Below are 8,157 nucleotides of genomic sequence, written 5' to 3' on the forward strand. Positions count from 1 at the left end.
CTAGAGCACCGTAGAGGCATGGACGAATCACAGCACACGGTCCTTGTCACCGGAGCGACCGGCAAGACCGGCTCCCGCGTCGTCTCCAACCTCCGAAGCCGCAGTATCGCGGTCCGAACCGCCGCGCGGTCCGGCGCCGACATCACCTTCGACTGGAGCGATCACGACACCTACGCCCCAGCGCTCGAGGCCGTCACCGGGGTCTACCTGATCGCGCCCATCATGCGCACCGACTTCGCCGCGGACGTTTCGTTGTTCCTCGACCAGGCTGAGTCAGCAGGGGTCGAGCACGTGACCTTCCTCAGTGCATACGGGATGGAGCACGCGCCGGTCGAGGTCGCCACGCGCTCGGTCGAGCAGGACCTGATCGCGCGAAATCGACTGAGCCACACGATCCTGCGCCCGGCGTGGTTCATGCAGAACTTCAGCGAGACCTTCCTCGAGCCGATCGATGGTGCCATCGTCGTCCCCACCGGTGAAGGTGCCGAGGCATTCATCGACGCCGACGACATCGCAGCCGTCGCCGCGATCACATTGATCACCCCAGCTGCACACACCGGCGCGGCATACAGCCTGACCGGTCCACAGGCCCTCACCGTCGCCGAGGCTGCCGCCATCATCAGCGAGACCTCCGGCCAACGGGTCATCCACCAGGACCTGGACCGCGAAACATGGATCGCGGGCGTGTTGTCGACGGGCATGCCTGTCGAATACGGCCCCGTACTTCGCCAATTGACCGAAACAATCGCCTCGGGCAACGGGTCGCATCCTGATAACACCGTCGAGAAGATCACCGGCAGCCCCGCGCGGACCTTCCGAGACTTCGCACACGCCAACGCCGCCGCATGGAGCGAGGGCCTGAAATGATCGACCACATCTACATCTCGGTCACCGACATCGACACCGCATCGGCGTTCTACCTCCAAGCCCTCGAACCCTTGGGCTGGAAGGAGTTCGGGACCTACAGCGCCTCCTGGGGGCCGGACGACGTCCCCGACCTCTTCGGCATCGGTGACGCCGTCTATATATCCGGCACCGGTGTCGGCTCGAGTATCTGGCTGCGGCAGCGCAATGCCGGTGAGACGGGTCTCTACGTCGGCATCGTGTGCGACACCAACGATGCCGTCGACGCCGCGTACGCCGCCGCCATCAACGCCGGTGGCATCGACGAAGGACCACCGGCCGACCGAACCTACTTCGCCCCCGGCTATTACGCCGCCAACGTCGCCGACATCGACGGCAACCGGCTCGAGTTCGTCCGCAAAGCCTGGAACCCCCGACACTAGAACCCCCGACAGCAAAGGCACAGAGACCGGCGTCGGCACGTATCACGACGCACCGGCACCAGCTGAGAATGTTTGCCACCACCGAACAGACGAGTGATCGTGAAGACAACATCCGCACATGCCGCTGGGCGCTCGTTCCGCACGGCGAGATCGACTGTTGCGGAGAACATTCGCTATTGCCGAGTACCGGTCGAGCAGGTCGTGCGGTTCATCGTTCGCTAACGAGCTGGCACGGTCCGGTACAGGTGGATCGCTGATGCAGTTCTTGCCAGATGTCCTCGTATCCCTGATCGTCGACGACAAACCGACTTCCCGGCGGCAACCACAGATAGCTGACCGCCAGGGGCAGTAGCTGGTGCAAGTGCTCGGTATGAACCGGTGAGTAGAAGTCGTCGGCATCGGAGAATTCACCGCAGTGGATGAACCACCCGATGTTGTCGCCCTCGCCGAGCTGGAACCGATTGCCGCAGAGCGGCATCGCGCCCACCGTCGATCGAGCCAGGGCGACCACGGGCTCGGGCGCGACACCCACCAGACCATATCGGGCGCATACGCTCTGCTGTAGTTCGAGCATCTCTGCACTATTCGATCGCACCCCTTGGTCTTAGCCTAGGCTAAGACCTCGTTCAGCAAACCCTGCTCAGGACGACGGGCGCACCCACCGCGACCGGAAGACAACCATAATGGTGGCGGCCACGAGCACCCCCACCCCGAGATAGACGATGCCCGCGTTCGTCGAGCCCGTCATGCTGGTGAACATCCCGAACAGGTAGGGCGCTACAAGGCCGCCGATCTGACCGATCGACGCGACCCCCGCGACCAACACCGCGGCCTGGGGTCCGTTAAAGATCTGCTGCGAAATGCCCCAGAACCCGGGCGAGTAGGCGTACACGCCGGCGGTCGCGAGGACCAGCAAGACGAACGCGATCGTGTGATGCCCCGACAGCACCGACATCAATAGGAGCGCGATTCCCGCCAGGAGTTGCGCGCCGGATCTGACCAAGCGTGAGCGACAGGTCGCCGACCTCATCGCCCAATGCCTCACCAACAAGCAGATCGCCGCCAAACTGGTGATCTCCCCACGCACCGCCGATGGCCATGTCGAGCACATCCTCACCAAACTCGGATTTACCTCGCGCGCACAGATCGCAGCCTGGATCACAGAAAACGCCGAACAGCAGAATCGTTGACGGGTCCTGACCGGCGTAGCGGCGCAAGGGGCTGCCCTCGGACACCTCCTTCACGCACCACAAGCACGCGACCCGACTGCGACAACGGAGCGTAATGATGAGGCAACAAGACCTCCGGAAGGTGATTGCGTGCGTTCAGTAGTCGCACTTCACCTGGAGGTCTTCGCCATATCCCTCGCCACGCCGTCATCGATCCCAGTGGTCGGTGGGCCTAGCCGGTGAACGGGTTGCGGCGGCTGGTGAGTCGCTTGTGCAGCGTCTGCTGGATGGTTTCGCGGACCTGATTGGCGACCTCGAACCGGGTCGCCGGATCCTCGGCGGCTCCCGGGCCGTATGCGCCGGTGGTGATGGGTTCGCCGAATTCGATGTACCACTTCGACGGCAGCGGGATACCGCCCAGCAGGCCCAGGTGCGGGAACAGCGGCGTGACCGGGAAGTACGGCAGCCCGAACTGCCGGGCCAGCGGCTTGATGTCGGCGAGCTTGGGATAGATCTCCTCCGAGCCGACGATCGAGCACGGGATGATCGGCACCCCCGTCTTGATGGCCGCCGAGGCGAACCCGCAGCGCCCGAACCGTTGCAGCTTGTAGCGCTCACGGTAGGGCTTGCCGACGCCCTGGAAACCCTCGGGGAACACGCCCGTCAACTCGCCGGTGCGCAACAGTCGCTCGGCGTCGGCGGGGCAGGCCAGGGTGTGTCCTGCCTTGCGCGCCAACTCGCCCACGATCGGCAGGTCGAAGACGAGGTCGGCGGCCAGCAGGCGCAGCGCCCGCTGCTTGGGATGGTGATCGTGCACGGCCACCTGCAGCATCAAACCGTCCAGCGCCACCACACCGGCATGGTTGGCCACGATCAGCGCGCCCTCGGACTCGGGAAGGTTCTCGATGCCGTTGACCTGCACCCGGAACCACACCTGCGCCAGCGGCCGCAGTACCGGCAACAGGACCGATTCGAGCAGATGCTCGTCGAGACCGAACTCGTCGAGCTGATAGTCCCCGCTGAGGCGACGGCGCGCGAAATCGGCCGTGCCACGCACGCCCGCGGCGACCGAGCCTCGAACCAGATCGCCGAGGCTCACCGCCACGCCCGGAACTCGACCTCATGAAGCGCAATCACCCTGCTCACGTCGCACACTCCTGATTCCGGAGAGAAGTCTGGTCTTTACCACGTCGATCCATCGCGGATCGGTGACGGCCGCAGCGCTGCGCCTCTCCGACGAAGTCGTCGAATGCCCGCACCGCACATGTGGACTGTTGGATTCCGACTGGGACGAACTCGCGAGACCGGCTGATACTTGCACCACAACCACCGATTGTCAGCAACTTTTGAGCAATCATTCGGAAACTGTGATGAAGAGGGTCTTCCCCGGTCAAGATGCTATGACGGCCGGGAGGGAACGGCAGTTTTTTCGTGCCGAGCTCCTGCTGCGGAACCTGTATTCGGTCCGAGGTCAATCTCGGCCGTCGGACGAGGAGTCGCGCAGATAACGAATACCACTCCCACCTCGGTTGGTACGGTGGCGCTCACCGACGGATGGCCTTCGAGGAGCAAGCCAACTAGGACCGCCACGGTGTCGCGGCGGCCGTGCAATCCCGGCTCACGGCGATCGCCCACGACCTCGCCGGTCTCAGCCGACCATATTCGCCCAGGTGGCCGACCGGCCCGAGCGATCCCGAGTATGAGGGTGATGGTCGATCAGCTGGATACGCCCGCGTTGAGCATCCGACCAAACCGGTGAAGCGATGCCAACCGCCCGGCGCGGCGGCGTATGTGACGGTGCGGGCGTTAGGGCTGGGGTTCCGCGGTCACCTCGATACGACGCCGATGGAGTATCTGCGACGAATACGGCTGCACGGCACCCACGAGGAACACCTCACCAGCACCACCGACACCGGGCCACGGTCGGCTCGATCACCGCCGCAGGGGCATCGGCCACCCGGCCAGCTTCGGGGCGCGGCCTATCACCGCCACTACGGACAGTGCCCACGCACGACCCTCAACACCTGAGGACACCTTTGGCGCGCGCCGAAGGGGCTCGAGCCGACACGGCGCGTGGCATACCCCGAGCGGTGCAGGTTTCGGTGCGTGAGCGGGCAACTCGCGCAGACTATTTCGCTCGGGTGCGGGCTCTTCTACCATTGTTCCGGTCCGGTGGTCACTGGCTCGTGTGGCCGGTCGCCGGTCGCGAGCGTGGTGGTGGCGCGTCTTCCCGCCGGTTACCCGTGCGGGGAGGCGGCAGATTCACGGATTGTCTTTCCGGTGGTTCGTTCGTTCTCACTCTTCAGGAGGAGCTCGATCATGGCCGTCAAAAGCAAACCGTCACAGCAATGGACGCTCGACAACGGGGGCAGCGCGTGGGCGTATCTGGTCAATAGATCGCAGGTGAGCGCGCCGGTGATCCTGGTCGCCGACCGTGACCACGACGCCACCTGCTTGGATGCGTTCGCCGACACGGTGAACAGTCCCGACTATCCGCTCGGGACCATGCTCGCCCGACGCGGCAAGGACATCATCCTGGTCGGCTACGAGACCGACGCGGACTGGGGCACCGCGGTCGGCACGGTCAGATCCGCGGTCATGGAGACCAAACGACGCTGCCCGGGTGAGCAGCGCACAGTCCTGGGCGGCGCCGGATGGGCGGGGTTGCTGACGCGGTATGTGCTGGCGGAGCGGGAATACGCCGGATTCGACCACCAGGTCGGTGTCTACTTCTGCCTCGACAGCACCAAACCCACCGCCGATGAACAAAACGACCTCTTCGACGTCGGCAACATGCCCATGCTGCCCACGAGTTTGAAGATCACCACCGACGGCGTCCCCGATCTGGAAGAACTCACCGCTCACGACGATCCGGGCCTGTCGATGTTCGATGACGCGCTCTACGCCTCCGCATCGCCCGCAGATTCCTCATGGATGACCGAAGAACAGGGCCGGTGGCTGCTGGACCGGCTCCCCTGAAACCTCGACATGGTTGGGCGCGGCCGCAATGCCTTGGCCGCGCTCATCCCCCAAACCGGATAGATGTGATCCAAGAACAGGACGACACGGAGCAGGCAGGAGCTCCTGTGAATGTGAACTGGCGGCGTCGGATCGGCGTGAAGTCGGGCCGTTCGCTGGCCAATCAATGCCGCAGGGCGTGCCGACCGACCTCGGACATCAGTGTTGGACCACGCCCGGCGCCGCGGGCCGGGTTGGGTGAGCAACCTCGGGGCTATTGTCAGGGCGGCCGCACCGGAGCAGTGTGAGTGGCACCGGTGGCGTCACTGGGGCGCTGCCCCAGCTACAGAGGAGGTGGATCGTGTTCGCACGTTCTACCACTGTCCAGGCACACCTGTCCTCTCTCGATGCCGGGATTGCGCATATGCGTGAGGAGGTGATGCCCGAGCTGGAGGGCATACCGGGCTGTATAGGACTGTCCCTGCTGGTCGATCGCCGTACCGGCCGGTGCATCGCCACCAGCGCATGGGAATCGCGAGAGGCGATGCGCGACAGCGCGACCCGGGTGTCTCCGATTCGCGACCGCGCCGCACAAATGTTCAGCAGCAGCGACGCCGAGGTCCAGGAGTGGGAGATCGCTGTCCTGCACCGCGATCACCGCTCGCGCCAGGGTGCCTGCGTCGGCGCGACCTGGGGCAGGACCGCCCCGGACCACCTCGACTCCGCGACCCAGGTGTACAAGTCCGCGACCCTGCCGGCCATGGAAGAGCTCGACGGGTTCTGCAGCGCCAGCCTGATGATCGACCGGGCAACCGGGCATGGCGTCTCGTGCGCCACGTACGACAGCACCGAAGCGATGGAACGCAATCGCCAGCGAGCGACCGCCCTGCGGGGTGAGTCCACCCGCCAAGCCGGTGTCGAAGTGACCGACATCGGTGAATTCGAGCTGGCGATCGCACATCTGCACGTACCCGAACTGGTATGACGACACCGCGCCGCCGTCACGACGACGGCGCCGCGATGCAGTATCCGCGCGAACTCACGGAACATTCGATCCTGCGACCGACACCCGGCGGTTGTCGTCAGTTGACCAGGCGCGGAAATGTTTTGTGCCGGATGATTTTACAGATCGTGGCCCTGGTTGTGCTGAAGTCTTCTTCGTGTTCGGGCTCGCGGATTGGACCCGCGACGGCACCTTGGCGGAGTACGTGGCCATCGAGGCGCGTCTTCCAGGTGGGGCAGAGCGTCCTGGTGCACGGCGTGGCTGGTGGCGTCGGCTCGGTGGTGATGCAGCTGGCTCGCGAGGCCGGCGCCTACGTCATCGCTACCGGACGCCCTGCGGACCGGCAGGCGGCACTCGACTTCGGCGCGCGGGAGTTCGTCGATCTGGACGATGATGCGCTGGAAAACGCTGGTCGCGTAAACCTGGTTTTCGATGTGATCGGTGGCGACATCGGGAGGCGGTCGGCGGGTCTGGTTCGAGCGGGAGGGATGCTGGACGAGGCTGTTTCCGCTTTCAACCCGATCGAGCGGGTCAAGGGCTAGACGATCATCCGGGTTCGCCCATAAAGAAGAACGCGGAGACAATCCATACAGAACGCGCAGACGACGGAGACCCCGCCATGTCAAAACCGGGGTAGGCGAGGACTGATACTGAGGGAGGTAGTCGGATGAAAGCGATCGTGGTGACGGACCGGGCCGCGGGAACGGCGGGGATGACGCTGACGGAGCGGCCCGAGCCGGACGCGGCCAGGCTCGCCGGTCTCGAGGGCGCGAACTACGGCGATGTCGTCGTTGAAGTTCATGCGTCGGGATTCACCGGGGATGAACTGGAGTGGCCCTCGACCTGGATCGATCGCCTCGGCCGGGACCGGACGCCGTCGATCCCCGGACACGAGGTGGCTGGAGTGGTCACCGCTCTGAGCTATGGAACGACGGGGTTGTCGGTGGGACAGCGGGTGTTCGGCCTTACCGACTGGACCCGCGACGGCACGCTGGCAGAATACGTTGTCGTCGAGGCGCGCAACCTTGCGCCGCTGCCGGGCGACATCGACTTCACGGTGGGCGCGAGCGTCGCGATGACGGGCCTGACCGCGTGGCAAGGACTGTTCGATCATGGACGTCTTCAGGCGGGGCAGAGCGTCCTGGTGCACGGCGCGGCCGGCGCAGTCGGTTCGATGGCGACACAGCTCGCACACGAATACGGCGCATACGTCATCGGTACCGGCCGCGCTGCCCACCGTCAGGCGGCGCTCGACTTCGGCGCGCAGGAGTTCGTCGACCTCGAGAACGATGCGTTGAAAGATGTCGGCGGAGTCGATCTGGTGTTCGATGTCTTCGGCGGCGACATCGGGAAGCGGTCCGCGGGTCTGGTTCGAGCCGGAGGAACACTGGTGACCATCGCCGGTCCGCCTGAGGCGCGGCCGACCGACGGCCTGGCGGTCGACTTCGTTGTCGTGCCCGATCGCGCCCAACTGGGTCAGATCGCCCGGCGGGTGGTGGATGGACGGCTGCGGTCGCACATCGGCCACGTCGCGACTCTCGACGATGCTGTCGCGGCCTTCAACCCGACCCAGCGAATCAACGGGAAGACGATCATCCGCATCCGGCCCTGAGGACTCAGGGAAAGCGACCGTCCGCCCCCGGCGATGACAGGTCAGCTCAGGGTCCGCCACCAAATTTCCATGCACAGCAATGACTGTGTCTCAAGCGTCTTTCGCGGACGTGTGTTGAGGGTGTGCGCG

At 65.0% G+C, this 8,157-nt stretch carries 9 protein-coding genes and 2 pseudogenes; 8 read left to right on the forward strand and 3 right to left on the reverse strand.

The annotated features are described in order from the left end of the window. The first annotated feature begins 18 nt into the window (after positions 1-18). A complete protein-coding gene (locus tag ON40_RS36255; protein WP_040829851.1) occupies positions 19-867 on the forward strand; it encodes an NAD(P)H-binding protein in 849 nt (282 codons plus the stop codon). Next, a complete protein-coding gene (locus ON40_RS36260; protein ID WP_040829852.1) occupies positions 864-1,286 on the forward strand; it encodes a VOC family protein in 423 nt (140 codons plus the stop codon). Before ON40_RS36255 ends, ON40_RS36260 begins: the two co-directional genes overlap by 4 nt. A 208-nt stretch (positions 1,287-1,494) precedes the next feature. Here ON40_RS36260 and ON40_RS36265 read toward each other — a convergent pair whose 3' ends face one another. Together ON40_RS36265 and ON40_RS36270 are read right to left on the reverse strand one after the other, a co-directional pair. Next, positions 1,495-1,860, reverse strand: a complete 366-nt coding sequence (locus tag ON40_RS36265; protein WP_051194108.1) for an immunity protein Imm33 domain-containing protein — start codon at positions 1,858-1,860, stop codon at positions 1,495-1,497. Positions 1,861-1,926: 66 nt separating this feature from the next. Next, the gene (locus ON40_RS36270; RefSeq protein WP_157186653.1) at positions 1,927-2,241 is read right to left on the reverse strand and encodes an MFS transporter; all 315 of its coding nucleotides are present in this window, start codon (positions 2,239-2,241) and stop codon (positions 1,927-1,929) included. A 16-nt stretch (positions 2,242-2,257) separates the two neighbouring features. Here ON40_RS36270 and ON40_RS36275 point away from each other — a divergent pair. Further along, positions 2,258-2,476 (forward strand): annotated as a pseudogene (locus tag ON40_RS36275) (response regulator transcription factor); the annotation flags it as partial. Positions 2,477-2,687: 211 nt separating this feature from the next. Here ON40_RS36275 and ON40_RS36280 read toward each other — a convergent pair. Further along, the gene (locus ON40_RS36280) at positions 2,688-3,560 is read right to left on the reverse strand and encodes a lysophospholipid acyltransferase family protein (RefSeq protein WP_051194109.1); all 873 of its coding nucleotides are present in this window, start codon (positions 3,558-3,560) and stop codon (positions 2,688-2,690) included. A gap of 650 nt (positions 3,561-4,210) precedes the next feature. On the opposite strand from ON40_RS36280, the gene ON40_RS54065 reads away from it, so the two are divergent. The 5 genes and pseudogenes from ON40_RS54065 to ON40_RS36300 all read left to right on the forward strand — a co-directional run bounded on the left by ON40_RS54065 (position 4,211) and on the right by ON40_RS36300 (position 8,028). Continuing rightward, positions 4,211-4,483, forward strand: a complete 273-nt coding sequence (locus ON40_RS54065; protein WP_218008921.1) for a helix-turn-helix domain-containing protein — start codon at positions 4,211-4,213, stop codon at positions 4,481-4,483. Positions 4,484-4,774: 291 nt separating this feature from the next. After that, positions 4,775-5,434, forward strand: coding sequence for a hypothetical protein (locus ON40_RS36285; protein WP_040829856.1), 660 nt, complete (start codon positions 4,775-4,777; stop codon positions 5,432-5,434). Between the two features lie 340 nt (positions 5,435-5,774). Continuing rightward, positions 5,775-6,398, forward strand: a complete 624-nt coding sequence (locus ON40_RS36290) for an antibiotic biosynthesis monooxygenase (RefSeq protein WP_040829857.1) — start codon at positions 5,775-5,777, stop codon at positions 6,396-6,398. Positions 6,399-6,573: 175 nt separating this feature from the next. Beyond that, a pseudogene (locus ON40_RS55030) lies at positions 6,574-6,910 on the forward strand (zinc-binding dehydrogenase); the annotation flags it as partial. A 173-nt stretch (positions 6,911-7,083) separates the two neighbouring features. Then, positions 7,084-8,028 carry an NADP-dependent oxidoreductase gene (locus ON40_RS36300; protein WP_040829858.1) on the forward strand — a complete coding sequence of 315 codons (945 nt, stop codon included), beginning with the start codon at positions 7,084-7,086 and terminating at the stop codon, positions 8,026-8,028. Positions 8,029-8,157: the final 129 nt, after the last annotated feature.

Source organism: Nocardia jiangxiensis NBRC 101359 (assembly GCF_000308615.1).
Classification (GTDB): Bacteria; Actinomycetota; Actinomycetes; order Mycobacteriales; family Mycobacteriaceae; genus Nocardia; species Nocardia jiangxiensis.

Coding starts and splice junctions, on each gene's coding strand:
- ON40_RS36255 (WP_040829851.1), top strand. CDS start 19: ATGGACGAATCACAGCACACGGTCCTTGTCACCGGAGCGACCGGCAAG.
- ON40_RS36260 (WP_040829852.1), top strand. CDS start 864: ATGATCGACCACATCTACATCTCGGTCACCGACATCGACACCGCATCG.
- ON40_RS36270 (WP_157186653.1), bottom strand. CDS start 2,241: ATGTCGGTGCTGTCGGGGCATCACACGATCGCGTTCGTCTTGCTGGTC.
- ON40_RS36285 (WP_040829856.1), top strand. CDS start 4,775: ATGGCCGTCAAAAGCAAACCGTCACAGCAATGGACGCTCGACAACGGG.
- ON40_RS36300 (WP_040829858.1), top strand. CDS start 7,084: ATGAAAGCGATCGTGGTGACGGACCGGGCCGCGGGAACGGCGGGGATG.
- ON40_RS36265 (WP_051194108.1), bottom strand. CDS start 1,860: ATGCTCGAACTACAGCAGAGCGTATGCGCCCGATATGGTCTGGTGGGT.